Below are 17,874 nucleotides of genomic sequence, written 5' to 3' on the forward strand. Positions count from 1 at the left end.
CTCACCTACTTCACTCGAATTTGCGGATTAACATATGCATATAAAACATCCGCAATAAAATTAATAACCGCATAAATTAGAGCAATGATAAATACACCAGCTAAAACTATTGGAAAGTCACGATTCAAAAGAGATTGCATTAATAGCCTGCCAATTCCCGGCCATGCAAAAACAACTTCTGTTATAACAGCACCCCCAAGTAATGTGCCTAAATCAAGAGCTACTAAGGTGATAATAGGAATTAATGAATTTTTAAGTGCATATCGTGAAACTAACCGAAATGTTGGAACTCCAGAAGCTTTTGCGGTACGAATGTAATCTTTTCTTAACACATCTAACATCGTGGATCTTGTAAAACGAGTAAATCTTGCTATGCTGTAAGCAGCAAGTGTAATCGTAGGAAGAATTAGATGAACAGGTGAACCCCCGCCTCCGGAAGGAAGAAAATTTAGTTGAGCAGCAAATAAAAAAATGAGTAATAGGCCCAGCCAAAAACTTGGTACAGCTTGCCCTACCACGGTAAGAGCTACGCCAATACGGTCGAAAATTGAATTTCTTTTAAAGGCAGTAAGTACTCCTAAAGGAATGGAGATCAGTAAAGATAGAATTAATGCTGATATGGCCAACTGAAATGTTGCAGGTAAACGATCTAACACTAGAGGTAGTGCATCATCTCGACTTCGTAAGGATTGACCAAAGTCACCCTGTACTGCATTTAACATGAATTCTCCATATTGAATATAAAGAGGACGATTAAACCCTAACATCTCACTATATTGTTCAATTTGTTCTCTAGGTGCATCAGGAGGTAAAAACAGAACTGTTGGATCTCCGGATAACCTTATTAAAAAAAACACTACTGTAAGTGCTAATAAAACAACAACAAGAACCTGTATCAGTCTTTTTATTACAAAGTCAAGCATACCTAACTCCCCTCTTATAGCGATATGACTTGTTCTTATTTAATTAGTGGAGAGGCAACACCTCTCCACTTAATTAGTATTTACTCTATTAATTCCATGACATTTCAAAAACTTGCATTTTTTCATCTACCCGAGGTTTGAAATTCAAGTCTTTCCGAACAGCATATAAATCAGCCTGTTGCCATAATGGAACCCAAGCAGCCTTTTCAACTAAACGCTTTTGAAGTTCTGCATAACCTGCAAATCTTTCATCTTCATTAAATAGATCATTTGTTTCATATATTTTTACTTCGATATCTTTATCATAAAAGCTGCTGTAAGGAGCAACTTCTGTAAAGAGATTTTCAATGGTTGATTGAGGATCAAATGCAGGACCCCATCCTAATATAAACATGTCTTTCATCTCTCTATTTCTAATTTTCTCCAAGTGATTACCCCACTCATTCACTTGAACGTTTACTTTCACTCCAATTCTTTGAAGCTGAGCAGCTATAGCTTGAGCAATCTGAGAATCCATTGGATATCGTCCATTTGGTGTATCTAAAGTTAGAGTTAAAGATTCAGGCTCATATCCTGCTTCTTTTAATAAAGTTTTTGCTTTTTCACCATCGTAATCATAACCTTCAGTTTCAATATAGCCCGTATTAATTTTTGCAAGTGGACCTGTCATTTTTGTTCCATGACCATTTAAAACTGAATTAAGTAATTCATCTACATTAATTGCATGATTTATCGCTTGTCGAACTTTTTCGTCCTTCATAGGACCATCATAAAATGTATTTAATGCAAGATAATTAATACGTGCTGATGAAGTTTCTTCAATTTTTGACTTATCATTATTTTTGATTTTTTCAACGGAGTCTACTGGGATGTTTTTAAATAAGTCCACTTCTCCACTTAAAAAAGCAGACAAACGTGAACTGAATTCAGGTATATATCGAAATTCAAGGGTTTTAATCTGTGGTTGCCCTTTCCAGTAATCATCAAAAGCCTCTAATTTCAAATAGTTATCACGGGACCATTCTACAAATTTATAAGCTCCAGTTCCTACAGGTTTTTTAGCAGCGGCATCTATTCCTACTTCATTTACGTAACCTGGTTCCATTATTAATACATCTTCAGCAATACGCTGAATTAAACTTGGAAAAGGTTTAGAAGTAATAATCTCAACTTCTGTAGGTGAAATAATTTTAATTTCTTTTACATTCACCCATCGGGATCTATAAAATGATTGATTAGCTTCATCTAAGATGTAGTCAATACTGAATTTAACTGCATTTGCATCAAAATCAGCCCCATTATGGAATTTAATTCCTTCTTTTAATTTTAATCTCCAAGTATATTCATCAACGTTTTTCCATTCCTCAGCAAGGACTGGAACAAAATCTCCAGTTTGTCCATGTCGATCAATAAGAGGATCATAAATATTTCGAATTTGTGTATCAGTAACATAGTTAACATCAGTATTTGCAATTAATGTAGCAGCATCTGATTCAAATGCAATAATAAGGTTATCTTTTTTCGTTACAGGAGAGTTATCTTTTTCACTTGTATTATTTGTATTAGTTTTATTACTAGAGTTAGAGTTTCCTGCCGTCCCAGATGTACAGGCAGTTAAAATTAGTAATAAACTTAAAACTATTAATATAGAAATATTCTTTTTCATTAATTTCTCCTCCTTATTTAATTTTTTTATGTAAAATTGTTTCGATTTTTTGCATGGACTTAATTAACTCTTGAATTTTTTCTTCAGAAATTCCATCAATCATTTTTTCAACAGTAGAACTTGCTTTTAAAGCTAGAGAATTCAAAGTGTTAATTCCTAACTCTGTTAAATCAATATATTGTATGCGACGATCTTCTTCTGAAGCTCTTTTTACAATCAGCTCCTCTCGTTCAAAATGTTTAAGAATTCTACTTATATAACCTTTATCTAAAAGAAAGAAATTAGATAAATATGCTGCTGTACAATCTTCTTGGTTAGAAATTTCAAAAAGTATTAATGCCTCTGTAGCAGAATATGAGCTTTCGTCAGTGTATATATTAAATAGTCCTATAGCTCGAGTGTAAAAACGATTAAATCCTTTAATTTCTTGTATGTAATTTTCCAACATATTATATATATACCTCTTTTTGTATAATTAGATAAATTGTAAAAAGATTAGTAGCTTTTGTCAACTATATTTTTAATAATATTTAAAAAATTCCAAATATATTACGCGGCTCTTGTTTTATTTTACATAATAGGTTTCACTCTATCATTCTTAGAAAAATACACGCTAAGCAAATTTCGACATGAAACTTTTTCTTCCAATAAAAATTCTCCTCTACATCTTCCCATCACATAAGACCCTTGTTAATTTGATAGTTTGGGGACAACAAAAAAAGACCTTCAACATGAAAGTTGAAGGTCTTAAGTATTAAGGATTCTCGCCTAGTAATTAATACCGGTGGTCGGGGTCGAAATTAAGTCGGAAAGCCTTATTTTACAAGGCTTCCGATTTTTCATGTGTAAAATTTGTGTAAAGTAACTTCACCCCTATTATATCTTGCAACTTACATTGCTTTAATTCTTCTTTCAATATGATTGATTTCTTCATCAGATAATCCATACTTTTTATACAACTGATTATCCACTTCTTGAACTGAAACTGACCAATCAATATCAGAATCATTAGAAAAATCTTGTATAGGCACAAATCTAAAAGTCCTAGATGTGGCATCCTGACTACCTTTCGCTAAACTGTGAAGATATCTAGAAAATCGTGTTGTAAGATACGTTGAAAGGTTTTTGCACGAAGCTTCATCTAAGCCTGCCTCTGCCCCAATTACAAGATATGATTCTGTACAAATTGTTTTTGGTTCACCAACAAAAGTGTTCAAATTGTCATCGTTTAATTCTGTACCGATATTATTTGCTCGGGGAGTATATAATTTCCAAACATCAATCCATTCAGGGCGAACTGTAACCTCATCTCTTTCAAGATATCCAACTGCTTTCCCTTTTCCGTAACATATAATTGGATCAGACAGTCCTGAACTTGTTGGTCGGAATTTCTCATCTTTTGTAAAATATCCTCTAAAGCCAAATGGTCTAAGTGGTGAAATATAGCTAAGCATTATTTCAGTATTTTCATCTGCAAATACTTTAGCAAGAATAGGAACAGACTTTCCATCACGAACAAAAATGTTAGCGCCTTCGATTTTCATTGGTCTAACAACATCATCAATTACAGCATTATTTTCGTGAGTAACAACTCGTGTAAAGTTTTGTCTATTGTCATAATTTTTATCCCACAAGAAATAACAAACACCACCACGAATATTAGTATTAGGGAAAATATCTTCAGGAGTTAACCAGTCATGAAGCTCTCGAAGATGAATATCGTTTATCATTTCATCTCTGAAATCATCAAGACCTTTCCCTCCTGCGTACCACCGTGTCGGCATAATGAATGAAACTAATTCTGGATTAAGTTCTTTTGCCAAACGAACAAAATGGTGATAGATTGGGCTAGCACTTGCTTGCGCTCCACCATCCATTTCTTGATAAGGTGGATTACCAATAATTACATCAAACTTCAAATTCTCATCTCCAAAAACTTCGAGTAATTTCGCTGTTGCATTATCTTTTTTTGCATAATCGGTTAAATCACATTGAACAATATTTTTGCTCGAAACATCTTTGAAATCAGCAAAAATATAATTTTTTGCTATGTTGTAAATGATGTTACTTGGAGCACAAGCGTAAACTTGATTTTCGAGAATCCACTTAATTCGTTCTTCAGAATTAGGAATTTGTTCCTTCAATCCTTCATTCAAGCGTTTCACGATTTCAGTGATATAAAGTCCACTTTTCGTATATAAATCAATGAATTTAACATTATAGTTGCTAAAAATACCCGGGTTATTTTCTTCAACTATATCAGCCATCAATTTCACTACTCTTCTAGGAGTAAAAATTTGGTTTGTTTGTTGTGGCGGAATATAATCGAAAATATCTTCGGTAAGCGTTTCGTCAAAATAGTTTGATAATCTGTTCTTCGTATTGAAGAACTCTTTGATACTAGCGTTAAATACCACTTCATTGAATAGACCAGGCACTTTACGGTTATTCCCATCTTCGTCTACATAGTCAAAACCATCACGAAGTTTCTTGAACTCATCTATGGTAATACTTGTTAACTCCTTAAAAGTCGGTTCATCAATGTTATCTTCAAACGTAGACAAAGTCGTATCAGCATCACCATAAGCCATCAGAAACGCAGGAATAGTTCTAGCAAATCCACGCAAGTGATCCCGAACATCATCTTCAGTAGTCTTTTTCTTCTTCTCTTCCACTTTGACAATTTCTTTTTCAACTGCAGTTTCAACTGTTGCACTTACTTCTGTATTAAGTTTTTCAGTGAACGTTTGTATTACTTCAACCTTTTTCTGTTCAAATTCCGTTTTTAGTTTTTCTATTTTAACTTCATCATGAGCTTCTTGGGCGGTTTGAATTTGTTCTGTAAAATCAAGTTCGATTTCTTGAACCCGACTATGATACGTTTCTACATTTTCTTGAACCACGTCTTTAATTGCTGAAGTTACTTCATTCTTTGCTTTATCCGTCTGAGTTTTATTCAAGTTGAATGTTTCTTTCAACTTACTGAATCCTCTATCAAGAGTGTCTTTGATTTCAGTAGTGATAGTTGTAACTTCAGGTATTTTAGGAATATCACTTGTTTCCATAACCTTATAGATTGCGGCTCCAAATATATCTTTTGTATGGTTTATAACAATATCTGTAGGAATATCAACGTTTCCATCATCATCAATCATCGGTGTTGTTACGTTAACTTCTCTACGGTCAACCAAACGCTTATTCTTTTCAGGCTTAATCTTATCTAGGATTTCCTTGAATGGTGAATTTCCACCAAAAATACCTGCGATATTCGCAAATAAAAGGTTACACATGAACCCACGTTTAACTACCTCTGTTGAAGTGATATGTGTTGGAATAGTTAAGACTTCAGTTGCGTCCAACTCATGCATATTACCTTCATCATCTTCCCCAATAACTGGGAAAAAATTCAATAACTTTTTAATCTTTTTCTTGCGTTCCTCACTCGTTTTTGAGCTGCCACTTGACAAGTTATTAGCAAATTCGTCAAAGAGCAATAGCGTACGTTCTGGAGCGAAATCAAATATATAGGCGTTTTCTTTTCTATAAAGCTTACCATCCTGAACAAACTCATAAGGGTTTTGGGCACGGAAAGCGGCTTGGAAATATAAACTAGGCGACTTAATGTTGCTAAGCATAAGCACGGCAGACCATTCAGGAATTGTAATACCGGTTGTAAGTTGACCAACGGATAAAGTTATAGTTTTTTTATTTTCAGAAATTGCCTTTTTAACCTTATCGAAACTCTTCTCATTCTTTTTGTAGTCTTGTCCTTCTTCTTCAAGGTCTGGATCCTTGTCAACACTTATTCCGTCACCAGCCGCTAGTACAATCTTATACTCACCAAAAACATGGTGAGATTTCAACATCTTTTCAAGTGCTTTCGCAGAGTTAACACGAGGTAAAAGCCAAAAAGTATGGTTTAATTCACCTCTGTGCTCATCTGTCGCAAAAGGAAACTTACCTGAAGATAGGTTATCAAGAAACTTTTTCACACTTGCTTCATATTCAAACTTGCCGTCTTCATTAACCCTGAAGAACTCATTTAAGTCGAAAGCAAAATCAACATTACTATTATCGTCTAACGTTAAGCCTTTAGAAACTCGATCCTCGATCATCTTACTCATTTGATATGTGAATAGACTTAGTGTCGGTAGATTTTCATATGGATTGCTTCCTATTGTGTAATCCCAATATTTTTTGGCTTCTTGTTCATCGACATACGACCAATTGAAAATTTGGTTTTCTTTAAATTTATTGTTTGCCAATGCTTTAAATGGAGTACCAGACAAATGTAGAGTAAAGTTCCGTTTGATTTTATCGAAAGCCACATCAGTTTTTGCAGTATCAACACCCTCATGCGCTTCATCAATGATTAGTACATCCCAATTCAGTTGACCAACCCATTCAAGTTTTTTATAACTACCACCTGCAAATTTCGCACCCTTCAAGTCTTGTAGTGAAATGAAGGTGATTTGTGAAGGGTTCTCATGGTCAGTAGTATTTACAAAATCAATGAAATCCTCACGTGATAATGCTTTGTCTTTCAATGAATCCGTTTCAGAAACAAATTTCATTCCAGATTCTTGCCAAGAAATGAACTTCTTAAAATCATCAAACCAAGAATTCGCTATTGCAGGTCTATTAGTTACGATCAGCACATTTGTTGCATTGATTTTTCTTACAAAATCGTATGAAGTGAGTGTTTTCCCAAAGCGAGGTTTTGCATTCCAAAGAAATTCTTTTGGTTCTTGTCCACTATTATAATAATCAACCGTTAACTGAACCGCTTTACTTTGTTCATTCCGAAGTAAGTATTCTGAATGAGCTTCATCAACCTGAATTTCATCATAATCGCGGTTGATATATTTGTCTGTTAAAATTTCTGCTCTTTCTGGTGTTCCATTAAAATAGAACCACTCGTCTGCATAACCATTAAAATCCTTTTTCTGAACTCCATTTTGTTGAAGGAAACGGTGAAGTGACCTATCGTGAAACCATGTTCCATCAGACCTCTTTGCAATCTTTTCAAAAAGAATTTTTGGGTTAAGTCCTGCTGTTCCAATCTGTTCAAAAATACGTTTTTTGACTTGTCTATTCGTATCACCTATTTTGACGTAACCTTCATGAGAAGGGACTTCAGGTAAGGTGTAGGCATATATCTTCAAGTCCAATTCTTCATAAGGGTTAATGATTGTTTTATCCATCGACTTCCTCCATTTCTTCCTTATAGACATCAGTAATCTTAACTGGAACATATTTCATCCGTTTTTTTTCTTTTTCAATACCTTCTTCATCATCAAAATAGTCAAATAGATCCAGTTGCTCTGCTTTTACTGAATGAGTTAAAGGCTCTCCATCTTCTTTTTTTATACCATCAAGAATATCATTAAGAGTGTATTCAGTTCGTTGAACCTTAATTGTTTTGCCATCTTTACGAAGGTTTACAGGATGCCACTCACTAAACACGATAGGATTGCCATCAGGAGATAATCTAGTAAGAAAGTTCCCCTGTGCAATATTGTTAGAGATGATCAATTTTGCACTGTCTAAAACCTTCTTTTTGACTTTTGCGCCATGTTTAATTGCTTGTTGCTGATAGGCTTCATAGTAGACTTGATACATATTCATAACACATTTTTGAGAGTTATCTTCAAGCAATTCAACTCCATATAATGTTGATAATGCAAGTAACGAATAGTTCTCATACCGTGTTAAATCTCCACCATGATTTTTCACTACCATCTTCATCTTTCTATCCAAAACTTCAACTAGGAACGCCCCTTCTCCAGCAGCAGGCTCTAAAAAAGTAGAAGTTAAGTTCTGACATGCTTCACGAATGTTAGGCAAGTCGAGCATTTTATTAACAATCCTTTTTGGTGTAAATACTTCACCGTGATTTTGGATGCGTTTTTTACTTTTTATTATTTTTTCGTCAGCCGATTCAGATGAACCACTCATTTTCTCATACCTCCATCACAAGCTATCTGACACCTTGGCAGAAACGAATTCGCTTGGAATATATCTAGTTTCTATTATACTGTTTGTTTTTATATAGCGGTACTTTTTAACTACAAGATTTTCTCCTCATCCACATGGGGAAACGGTCGCTTTGCTCCCTCTTTTTAAATTAGATATATTTAGAGAGATATAGAAAGTAAATTTGGTGCCAAACATCAGTACGAAAAGGCTTTATCCTCCCGGAAGTCACACCGATATCCTCGATATTAAGCATGAAGTAAGGATCAATAATAACTACTTTCTTCTTAATTATTTCCACTTTTTAGCACCCTGTATTTTCCTTGCAACCGTTCTATTTACATAAAAATTTAAAATTTGGATTCGATGATGAGAACTCTGAAAACTACTAATTAATGCTGCTTTTTCTTCATGAGTAAAGTGATTTAATACTTGATTGAAAGAACTTAATGATACTATACTATTTGTCTTAAAATCATAGTTTCTTGGATACCTCCTCTTTTGGTTTATTCTTGACAATTCTTTTCTAAAAGTAGATTCATATTTATCCTTATTACAACAAAGGTAATCATTCACTTCCTTTTCATCTATGTGATTTAGAAAGACATAAACACTATTACAATAGTATTTCCTTGCACTATGCGGTGTTATATTGCTCAATCCCAAATTTGCCCCAGCTTCCCGCACTGCCTTTTCAAAATCACTTTTTATAGTTGATATCTTTTTGTTTACTTCCATGGTGTTTCCATCAATCGTAATCTCCTTTTTAAAGCCATCAAAAATTCTTCTTTCTTGTTTATGATTAATATAGTCATTTGCAAAATGCTGTATGTATTGGGTGACCGAAGAGACATAACTATTCATGTCCTTTATTTCCTTATTAATCAATACTGGATTAAGTAAATGAACATCACTTCTCTTGCCTGCTTTTCCATGCTCAATGTGTAAACACTCCTCTTGTATATCCTTTTTTTGGAAAAGTAGTGCTGATTCTAGCCTCATACCGGTTGTACCTAAAAAGCGCCATAGTTTCTTATTTTCACCACTTAGTTGGTTTTCGATTTTCAAGAAGGTATTATCATTCCAAATTGGTCTTGATTTTTTCATATCTTCAATATTTCGGTAAATTTCATTCTCTTTTAGGGTCTCCCGTACTCTCTTATCGGCAATAACCCCGAATTGTACTGTTTCCCCTTTATCGTGCCGCCATTTTGCTTCTAATATATTTTCAAACTTAGTCAAAGCCGCTATTTGTGTAAATATGGATGATACAGAGGTATTTTCCTTCCCAATATCCGAAATTTTTTCTTCTAAATATTCCTCATACCATTTCTTTTTAAAATACCTTAAATTTGATTCACCTTTCTTAGTATAAACCCACTTAACGTACTGTTTTACTTGGGATACATAACCCTTTTTTGTATTTTCCTTTGTAATGATATGTTTAGGTAATTCCACTTTTTTATGTCTACGTCTATCATAACGATTAATTTTAGACACATAAGCCCAATCAAATAAACGATCGATATATTTTTCAAAGCTTTCCCAATCAGTTTTCTTGGAAAAGTTCTTTTTATTTCTTTTCTTTTTCTTACCAGCCATCAAATCCCCCCATTCCAATGCAAAAAAGCCCAATTGCTGACTGGTTATACAATTCATTTTTGAATTGTATAACCGTCCGCCTCTCCCCCTTATTTCAGCAAGTACAAGAATGTTTGCTTCGCAAACAGATAAAAGAAAATCCTGAAGCATTTTCTTTTATCTGTTCTTATATTTGAATCATTGGTTTCACCGAAACCAATGATTCAAATATAAGAGATCTTGTACCAATCAATTGGTACCTTGATTCCCTAATGGTAATCAAACCCCATGAAATATCAGTGAGGGGAGATTAAGGTATGCGGCTATCGTTCCGCATATTCTACAAGACTTAAGACTTGCAGCACCTAAATGGTGTAATCTTTTCATTATCACAGTGAGCGTAGGCTCTGTCTTAAGTAAAATTGAAATAAAGGTAAAGCTTGGGATAATAAATATTTGCAAACACCGATGACGGTGTTTGCTTTTTTATATGTGACCCTTTTCTTTAAGACTTGAGTATTTTCCATTGTCCCCAACAATAATGTGGTCAAGGAGTTTAATACCCAATATTTTACCAGCTTCTTTGATTCTCTTACTTATCTCAATATCTTCTCGTGACTCGATCGGACATCCGCTGGGATGATTATGTGCCACAATCAAAGAACAAGAGTTTGCAAGGATAGCCGTTTTAAAAATTTCTCTAGGTGTAACTATTGCAGCATTAAGACTACCGATTGAAACGGTATTTAACGCCGTAATCTTATTTTTTGTGTCTAAGCATAGGAGAACAAAATGCTCCCTATCCTCTTTCCCTATAAACTCCCGAAAAAGATCAACCGCATCTATAGGAGATCTAATTACATTAGTGATATATGGGAAATTTTTTTCTTTCAACATTTGTAATTTAACAACATTTAACCTCCTCATTCGTACTTTCTTAGTTTCTTCACTTTGGGCATGTTGCACTTTTGCAACCTCCTTAAATTTATTGTCTTTTTTCATTTAATAGTGCGAACTAATAAATGTCGTCACTCTGCTCGCGCATTTTTGGTGACCGGTTTTAATCCAACAGATAATAACAGAGAATTACGAAATGTGTGAAAAAAATTTAATTTTTTTGATTTTATGATATATAGCTTAGGAATACTTTGGAGGTGATAGAATGAAAAAGGTTAAACAGCAGCTATTAAGAGCAAAAAATATACCTGAATTAATAATTGTTAATAAGCCGTTGGATAAAGAAATAATAAAGATAAAAGAGTTTAGTGAATTGGCTTTAAAGCCTTATATAAAAACGGGGGCAAGATTAACAGAAAATATTGTTGAATTACCTGTATGGGATGATATGGATCAATTTAATGATCTAATTCCACCCTGGGGATTTCATAAGTTTTGCAATTACCAAGTAAGTGAATTTGGTTTAGGTATGGTACATATCATCTTCAATGTGGGAAAAAAGATAAGAAAAAATAATGATTTTCGTTTTAGGGATGAGATCAAAACTGATACTAATAATTATTATTTTCTTTTTGACTTTCAAAAAAGACATTATATAGAAGTGAATCCTGAAACAAATCAAGATTGGATAACACGAATTGAACAAATGGAAAATTTGGAAAAAGATTCGTTCGGTTTTATCCAAAATTATTTAACTAACATAAGACCCGAATTTAATACAAAAATTACAACTTTTATAAATAAAAACAGAAAAACTTATATTGAAATAAAGAAGTATTTTGAAGCTGTTGACACCTTTTTAAATGATACATGGTTGTATCTTGACTTGCTTCTAATTATTTATGGCGACATATCTTCCGAGGAACATTGTTATTTGGAGCAATCAATTAGAAATTTAAAAAGATTAATGAGTGAAGCAAATTCATACATTGAGGTCTTTAACGAAAATTATCAATATGATCCAACTGCTGATTATTTAAATAGGACAGATAAAAGTTCAGGTTTCGGTATTGTTACGGAAACTTTTTACGCCCTTGAATCAAATTTTTCAGGTAGAAAAGAAAAAATAGAAGATGGTGAATGGTTTGTTTACAACCCTTCAAGAGGGTATTTATCAGCAAAAAACAATAAGTTATTTCCAAATATTGCAGAAGTAGAACGACGTAGATCACTTTACGAGAAAGGAGCTAATAGTGAATCTGAATCAAATTTAACGAATGAAATATTGCGGCGTTTAAAAAAATGTTGACATTTGCAAAAAGAAGAATATAATTCCTGTAAGTATGATTATCATACTAGTAACAACAATATTTAACTCCATTTAAGTTCAGAGGAATGGCTAAGAGCCGTTCCTTTTTTATTGTAATCTAACCAATCACAAAAATTATTAATATTAAAAAAGGGTTTCTTATAAATAATGAAAATAAAATACTACGAACAATTAAAGATCATTGGCAGAGAGCCTCATTTCAGTTATGGAAGGCATAACTAAATGGAAAAAAGACGTAATAAATTTGTGTGAGTTTCCCGTCATCCTCCACCTCGCTTAACCAGCGTGATTCGTCCGTTAGAGGGACATTTCATTTTCTCAGATATATACCGTCCCTGTGCATTTATGCAGTAGATCAAAAGTGTACCTTGTGGTGAGGTGGTTGGTAAAGCAGGACCTGAGCGACTTATTTTCTATTTGGTGAATAGGAAAAGCACTTTTTGATGCGAGTGATATACGGCGGCTCCGTTACGCAATATATTACCCCTTTCTACCCTCTTAAGGGGGTAGTCTGCTCATTTCAACCAGCCTCCACCCGCAATTGCAGCAAACGTGCCCAAAATCCTTCATCTATTTTTTAAAATTTCCTATTAATAAATAATCGCTCATAAAAAAAATAAAATAATTTCTAGTAAACTACAAATTACAAATTTTAATAATTGTTCATTATAGATTTTTATATAAATTTCCTATGTAAAAATTTCCCGATAATAAAGATTCGGGAATCCCCTAAACCTTATCATTCCTTGTTAACCAAGTAATCCAAGTAATCCTTGATACTGTTTAATGATCGTTTGTTAGTTTCCTCTAGAAAATTCAAGTTCACTACAACATCCTTATGACGTTTTAGAATTCCATGAAACGCCGATAACATATCAATATCCATTTGTTCAATACTTTGCATTATTGAGTTAATCATTTCAACTTTTTGAGATTCTTCGTTCATTTGAAATAGCGCTCTTACACGATCCTTCTTCTCAATAATATTAAATTCGATCATTACATCTGTAATGCTTTCAATTGAAAGTTCTTCTAAGATTTTTTTAGCAACCGCCGGTGATGGTAGCTTTGTTCTTCCATTCTCTAAACTTGAAATATAGTTACTACTTTTCCCAATACGTTTACTTAATTCCCTTGTTGATATTCCTTTTTCCTCACGTTTATTACGTAAAAAAACGCCAAATTCCATTAATATTACCTCCAATAAAATTTATATTATCTAATTACTTTCATTAGATACTTTAAGTTTGTTAGTTGTATGATTTAAAAACAATATTACACTATACAGTTTACACAAGCAACTATAAATTTATACAAGTAAATAAAAACTAACAATAAATCCATAAAAAATCCTATTTTTTTAAATTTTTATATCCTGCATTATGTATAACTTGTCCTTAAAAAATCTATAACATCGAAGGGTAAGTGCTTCTGCCCGTTGCGATTTATTCCAATTCCTCCAATTAAGCGAGCCTCTACCCTTGGAACCCGAAGAACATGGGGAACGGAAGAAAAACGCTTCCGCCCCCCATAACCTCCGGATTATAACGCCAATGGTTCTCTCTTCTTAATAGGATTTTCTCGGCATAAATTCTCACTGAAGTTGGTTGAAATCAAGGTAGAAACATTAAGAAAGTTTTTTACACATTACAGTTGACACATTACAACAAAGCTAGCTATACTATGAATATATTTTTATATTACACATTACACTTTACATTCGTTCCTTGAAAACTAAATAACATAACAAAAATCCAAATTGAAATCTCAAAAGGAAGAGGGATATTTATGACAACAATAGCAGCATTAAATAACGAATCACTATTATCTAACACCCAGGAACTTTCGGTTAAGTTAAATATACCAATCCCATCCGATTCCGTTCTTATCTCCAAAGTTGAACTCTACGAATTACAAAAAGCTCAACTGTCAGGTGTATATTGGTCGATGAAGGACCTAGAGAAAAAAATAAATAGAAAAAATGAATGGATAAAAGAAAATATTCTTTATCCATCAAAGTTCCGAAAGATTCTTGATGTACATAATGGTGGATTTGTTTTCTACCCAAAATCAAAAGGGCAGACATGGTCATTCCATGCGGCAAAAATGGCAAAATTTTTAGATGATAATTTCCACAAAATTTTCTCTAACTAAAAACATAAAAATTTCAAACTATACAAAACAAAATTAAACCATTAAGATAAGGGTGACCTACCGATCACCCTTATCTATTTTTTTGATAGGAGTGACCAACATGGCTAGCATTACAAAACGAGGTAAAACGTATCAATATACCGTGAGCAGAATAGTAAACGGTAAATCAAATCCTATTAGAAAGGGTGGATTCAGCACTAAAAAAGAAGCACAAATTGCTGCAGCTGAAATAGAAGCAAAATTAGCAAAAGGCATAAGCCCTATCTTAAAGAAAATCCCTTTTGACGAATACTTTAAGAACTGGATTGAACTTTATAAAGCACCTAAAATAAGTTCAACTACATTGAAACATTATGAATACTCATTGGGAGCTGTCAAAAACTACTTTTTGGATACACCTATTCAAAATATAAAAAGACAGGATTATCAAAAATTCCTTAATTGGTTTGGAACAAATAGGGCAAAAGAAACTGTCGCTAAAGTTCACGGGCATATTAAATCATGTGTAAAAGATGCCATGGAGGATCAATTAATCCAAATTGATTTTACAAGAAAGGCTCAACCAACTTGGACCATTCAAGCAAAAAAATCGGAAGAAAAGCATTTGAACTATTACGAAAGTGAACTTCTATTAAAAAGCATTTGGAAAAAGATTGACGAGGGAATAGGTTATAGTTTGTTACTTCTTGCCTTAACTTCAGGAATGAGGTTTGGTGAACTTGTGGGTTTAACCAGAAAAGATTTCAATTTTGTAAACAACACCATTATCATTAATAAAACTTGGGGATACAAGAAAGATTCCGAAGAAGGTTTTGGTGCAACAAAAACCGAACAGTCTAATAGAATCATTAAAATGGACCAACATACGATGAATTATTTTAAGGAGTTATTTAAAGAAACTCCAACTAATCTTCAGCAATTGGTTTTCTACAGTCCAGGATCAAAGTATAAAGTCATTAGCAATACCAACGCCAATAAGTTGCTAAAAAAGCTTTTGAATGACCTAAACATTGATCCAATAACTGTTCACGGATTACGCCACACTCACGCAAGTGTTTTGCTTTACCAAAAGGCGTCCATTCATTACATCAGCGAACGTTTAGGTCATAACGATATTGAAACCACCTTAAAGGAATATACCCACGTTCTAAAAGAATTACGCTTGGAAGACGAGCAGTTAACAGTGAAGACATTTGAAAATATGATTGTATAAAAATTGTGTAAAAAATGTGTAAAACCAACCAAAAACATATCGTTTTCTATCTGATACTAAAAAAAGAAAAAAAGCTCATAAACCCCTTCATATCAAGGTTTACAAGCTTATCAATTACTATTAATCTTAACTAAAATTAACGTAAAGATACCGGTGATCGGGGTCGAACCGACACTCCAGAAGGAACACGATTTTGAGTCGTGCGCGTCTGCCAATTCCGCCACACCGGCGTATTATTAAGTTTTCAAAAGTGCCGAGGACCGGAATCGAACCGGTACGGTAGTCACCTACCGCAGGATTTTAAGTCCTGTGCGTCTGCCAGTTCCGCCACCCCGGCATATATAAAAATAATAAATTTAATATTTGGAGGCGGCAACCGGATTTGAACCGGTGATCAGGGTTTTGCAGACCCATGCCTTACCACTTGGCTATGCCGCCTTAAAAATTATTGGAGCGGAAGACGGGATTCGAACCCGCGACCCCCACCTTGGCAAGGTGGTGTTCTACCACTGAACTACTTCCGCAAATGGCTGGGCTAGCTGGATTCGAACCAACGCATGTCGCAGTCAAAGTGCGATGCCTTACCGCTTGGCTATAGCCCAATAATATGATTAATTTAATTTTATTATTCCAAATATGATGCACAAATTTTTATTATTCAAACAATGGGGCGACAGATGGGAATCGAACCCACGAATGTCGGAACCACAATCCGATGCGTTAACCACTTCGCCACTATCGCCATAAATCTTAATTAATTTCAAAAAATATTATGGGGCGGCTGATGGGAATCGAACCCACGAATGTCGGAACCACAATCCGATGCGTTAACCACTTCGCCACAACCGCCATAATTAATGGCAGGGGTAGTAGGAATCGAACCCACATCAAAGGTTTTGGAGACCTTCGTTTTACCATTAAACTATACCCCTATAAATGGTGGTGGGGGACGGATTCGAACCGCCGAACCCAAAGGGAGCGGATTTACAGTCCGCCGCGTTTAGCCACTTCGCTACCCCACCAGAAAAACAGATAATAAATATTTAGATAACATGCCGGCCAGAGGACTCGAACCCCCAACCTACTGATTACAAGTCAGTTGCTCTACCAATTGAGCTAGGCCGGCATAATTAAATATGGTGGCTCAGGACGGAATCGAACCGCCGACACAAGGATTTTCAGTCCTTTGCTCTACCGACTGAGCTACTGAGCCAAATGTTATATACATTACTAAAGTTTGATTAGCTTAAAGACGTGCTCCAAAGTACTTTGTTCTTTGTCGCAGATTTAAAAAATTGCTATTCAAGCAGCTTTGCTCCGTAGGTAATTTTTAAAATCCTCTACCGACTGAGCTACTGAGCCACTAAGTAATAATGGCGGTCCGGACGGGACTCGAACCCGCGACCTCCTGCGTGACAGGCAGGCATTCTAACCAACTGAACTACCGGACCGGATTGCGGGGACAGGATTTGAACCTGCGACCTTCGGGTTATGAGCCCGACGAGCTACCGGACTGCTCCACCCCGCGATAATAAAATTGCCATGTCTCTATAATATCAACATGGTGGAGGATGACGGGATCGAACCGCCGACCCTCTGCTTGTAAGGCAGATGCTCTCCCAGCTGAGCTAATCCTCCAAAGTATAATATTCTATGGTGACCCATACGGGATTCGAACCCGTGTTACCGCCGTGAAAGGGCGGTGTCTTAACCGCTTGACCAATGGGCCATTATAAAATTCGTAATGGCGGAGAGCAAGGGATTTGAACCCTTGATACGCGGTTAGCGTATACACGATTTCCAATCGTGCTCCTTCGGCCACTCGGACAGCTCTCCATATGGCTCCGCAGGTAGGATTCGAACCTACGACCGTTCGGTTAACAGCCGAATGCTCTACCACTGAGCTACTGCGGAATAAAGTTTAAGCCTAGCGACGTCCTACTCTCACAGGGGGAGAGCCCCCAACTACCATCGGCGCAGAGAAGCTTAACTTCCGTGTTCGGGATGGGAACGGGTGTGACCTTCTCGCTATCGCCACTAGACTATTTTTGAAGACAATATTTATTATATCGTCTTTTTAAATTTTTTCAAGAGAAATTTTCATTCCCTCAAAACTAGATAATGCTGAAGAAGT

General features: G+C 34.9%; 11 protein-coding genes, 17 tRNA genes and 1 rRNA gene. 3 read left to right on the plus strand and 26 right to left on the minus strand.

The features are described 5' to 3' along the window. Positions 1-5 precede the first annotated feature (5 nt). From H0173_RS14900 to H0173_RS14930, 7 genes are all read right to left on the minus strand, one after another. Positions 6-923: an ABC transporter permease gene (locus tag H0173_RS14900; protein WP_221847323.1), complete on the minus strand. Its 918-nt coding sequence runs from the start codon at positions 921-923 to the stop codon at positions 6-8. Between the two features lie 88 nt (positions 924-1,011). Continuing rightward, positions 1,012-2,589 carry an ABC transporter substrate-binding protein gene (locus tag H0173_RS14905; RefSeq protein WP_221847324.1) on the minus strand — a complete coding sequence of 526 codons (1,578 nt, stop codon included), beginning with the start codon at positions 2,587-2,589 and terminating at the stop codon, positions 1,012-1,014. A 13-nt stretch (positions 2,590-2,602) separates the two neighbouring features. After that, positions 2,603-3,037, minus strand: a complete 435-nt coding sequence (locus H0173_RS14910; RefSeq protein WP_221847325.1) for a MarR family winged helix-turn-helix transcriptional regulator — start codon at positions 3,035-3,037, stop codon at positions 2,603-2,605. Positions 3,038-3,479: 442 nt separating this feature from the next. After that, positions 3,480-7,793 carry an Eco57I restriction-modification methylase domain-containing protein gene (locus tag H0173_RS14915; RefSeq protein ID WP_221847326.1) on the minus strand — a complete coding sequence of 1,438 codons (4,314 nt, stop codon included), beginning with the start codon at positions 7,791-7,793 and terminating at the stop codon, positions 3,480-3,482. Beyond that, positions 7,786-8,547 (minus strand): N-6 DNA methylase, encoded by a 762-nt coding sequence (locus tag H0173_RS14920; protein WP_221847327.1) that lies wholly within the window; start codon positions 8,545-8,547, stop codon positions 7,786-7,788. The genes H0173_RS14915 and H0173_RS14920 overlap by 8 nt, the downstream gene beginning before the upstream one ends. 309 nt (positions 8,548-8,856) lie before the next feature. Next, a complete protein-coding gene (locus H0173_RS14925) occupies positions 8,857-10,167 on the minus strand; it encodes a hypothetical protein (protein WP_221847328.1) in 1,311 nt (436 codons plus the stop codon). A 465-nt stretch (positions 10,168-10,632) separates the two neighbouring features. After that, positions 10,633-11,112 (minus strand): JAB domain-containing protein, encoded by a 480-nt coding sequence (locus H0173_RS14930; RefSeq protein WP_313770654.1) that lies wholly within the window; start codon positions 11,110-11,112, stop codon positions 10,633-10,635. 196 nt (positions 11,113-11,308) lie between these two features. Between H0173_RS14930 and H0173_RS14935 the strand changes: the two genes are divergently transcribed. Beyond that, entirely contained in the window at positions 11,309-12,352 is a 1,044-nt protein-coding gene (locus tag H0173_RS14935) for a hypothetical protein (protein ID WP_221847329.1), read from the plus strand. Between the two features lie 760 nt (positions 12,353-13,112). Here H0173_RS14935 and H0173_RS14940 read toward each other — a convergent pair. Continuing rightward, positions 13,113-13,562, minus strand: coding sequence for a helix-turn-helix domain-containing protein (locus H0173_RS14940; protein ID WP_221847330.1), 450 nt, complete (start codon positions 13,560-13,562; stop codon positions 13,113-13,115). A 599-nt stretch (positions 13,563-14,161) separates the two neighbouring features. Here H0173_RS14940 and H0173_RS14945 point away from each other — a divergent pair. Both H0173_RS14945 and H0173_RS14950 read left to right on the plus strand, forming a co-directional pair. After that, a complete protein-coding gene (locus tag H0173_RS14945; protein ID WP_221847331.1) occupies positions 14,162-14,527 on the plus strand; it encodes a DUF771 domain-containing protein in 366 nt (121 codons plus the stop codon). Positions 14,528-14,627: 100 nt separating this feature from the next. Beyond that, on the plus strand, positions 14,628-15,740 hold the full coding sequence (locus H0173_RS14950) for a tyrosine-type recombinase/integrase (RefSeq protein WP_221847332.1): 1,113 nt from the start codon (positions 14,628-14,630) through the stop codon (positions 15,738-15,740). 148 nt (positions 15,741-15,888) lie between these two features. Here H0173_RS14950 and H0173_RS14955 read toward each other — a convergent pair. The 18 genes from H0173_RS14955 to rrf all read right to left on the minus strand — a co-directional run bounded on the left by H0173_RS14955 (position 15,889) and on the right by rrf (position 17,782). Continuing rightward, positions 15,889-15,970: transfer RNA gene (locus tag H0173_RS14955), tRNA-Leu, on the minus strand. A gap of 21 nt (positions 15,971-15,991) precedes the next feature. Next, positions 15,992-16,077 (minus strand) — tRNA-Leu (locus H0173_RS14960). A 27-nt stretch (positions 16,078-16,104) separates the two neighbouring features. Then, a tRNA-Cys gene (locus tag H0173_RS14965) sits at positions 16,105-16,178 on the minus strand. An 11-nt stretch (positions 16,179-16,189) separates the two neighbouring features. Then, positions 16,190-16,264 (minus strand) — tRNA-Gly (locus H0173_RS14970). A gap of 3 nt (positions 16,265-16,267) precedes the next feature. Next, positions 16,268-16,342: transfer RNA gene (locus H0173_RS14975), tRNA-Gln, on the minus strand. Between the two features lie 64 nt (positions 16,343-16,406). Beyond that, a tRNA-His gene (locus H0173_RS14980) sits at positions 16,407-16,482 on the minus strand. 31 nt (positions 16,483-16,513) lie between these two features. Continuing rightward, positions 16,514-16,589: transfer RNA gene (locus H0173_RS14985), tRNA-His, on the minus strand. Between the two features lie 9 nt (positions 16,590-16,598). Then, positions 16,599-16,672 (minus strand) — tRNA-Trp (locus H0173_RS14990). 5 nt (positions 16,673-16,677) lie between these two features. Next, positions 16,678-16,762: transfer RNA gene (locus tag H0173_RS14995), tRNA-Tyr, on the minus strand. A 31-nt stretch (positions 16,763-16,793) separates the two neighbouring features. Beyond that, positions 16,794-16,866, minus strand: a tRNA-Thr gene (locus H0173_RS15000). Positions 16,867-16,877: 11 nt separating this feature from the next. After that, positions 16,878-16,953: transfer RNA gene (locus H0173_RS15005), tRNA-Phe, on the minus strand. A 161-nt stretch (positions 16,954-17,114) separates the two neighbouring features. After that, positions 17,115-17,191 (minus strand) — tRNA-Asp (locus tag H0173_RS15010). A gap of 3 nt (positions 17,192-17,194) precedes the next feature. Beyond that, a tRNA-Met gene (locus H0173_RS15015) sits at positions 17,195-17,268 on the minus strand. 34 nt (positions 17,269-17,302) lie between these two features. Beyond that, positions 17,303-17,378: transfer RNA gene (locus H0173_RS15020), tRNA-Val, on the minus strand. A 16-nt stretch (positions 17,379-17,394) separates the two neighbouring features. Further along, positions 17,395-17,469: transfer RNA gene (locus H0173_RS15025), tRNA-Glu, on the minus strand. Positions 17,470-17,485: 16 nt separating this feature from the next. Beyond that, positions 17,486-17,576, minus strand: a tRNA-Ser gene (locus H0173_RS15030). 3 nt (positions 17,577-17,579) lie between these two features. After that, positions 17,580-17,654: transfer RNA gene (locus H0173_RS15035), tRNA-Asn, on the minus strand. A gap of 11 nt (positions 17,655-17,665) precedes the next feature. Next, a 5S ribosomal RNA gene (rrf, locus tag H0173_RS15040) occupies positions 17,666-17,782 on the minus strand. Positions 17,783-17,874 lie beyond the last annotated feature (92 nt).

It is taken from the genome of Bacillus sp. S/N-304-OC-R1, assembly GCF_019749375.1.
Lineage (GTDB): Bacteria > Bacillota > Bacilli > Bacillales > Cytobacillaceae > Cytobacillus.